The sequence below is a fragment of the Arthrobacter sp. USHLN218 genome, from assembly GCF_037144715.1.
Lineage (GTDB): Bacteria > Actinomycetota > Actinomycetes > Actinomycetales > Micrococcaceae > Crystallibacter.
On record NZ_JBBCYT010000033.1, the window covers coordinates 1 to 236 of the forward strand.

Genomic DNA, 236 nt, shown 5'->3' on the forward strand with positions numbered 1-236 from the left:
CATCGCCCGGGCATGCCGCTCCTGAAGGGTCTGCGGGTGCAGCCGGTGCCGGGCCGCCCGGGCGCGGTCCTGCACGGTCTCGCGGACCACGTGCTCCGCCCCGGGCAGCACTGCCTGCTCATACTCGCCCAATACCGCGGCGGGCAGGTCGCGGGAGCCGCGCACGATCACGGTCGCCCGGCCCAGATCCACCCGCCCCTCACCCAACGCCGCCACCGTACCCGGGAAGTGCGCGC

At 75.8% G+C, this 236-nt stretch carries 1 protein-coding gene; it reads right to left on the minus strand.

Features of this window, described 5'->3' with window-relative positions; translation table 11 throughout:
- On the minus strand, positions 1 to 236 hold a 236-nt coding region (locus WFH44_RS21390; protein ID WP_336716667.1), incomplete at both ends, for a hypothetical protein.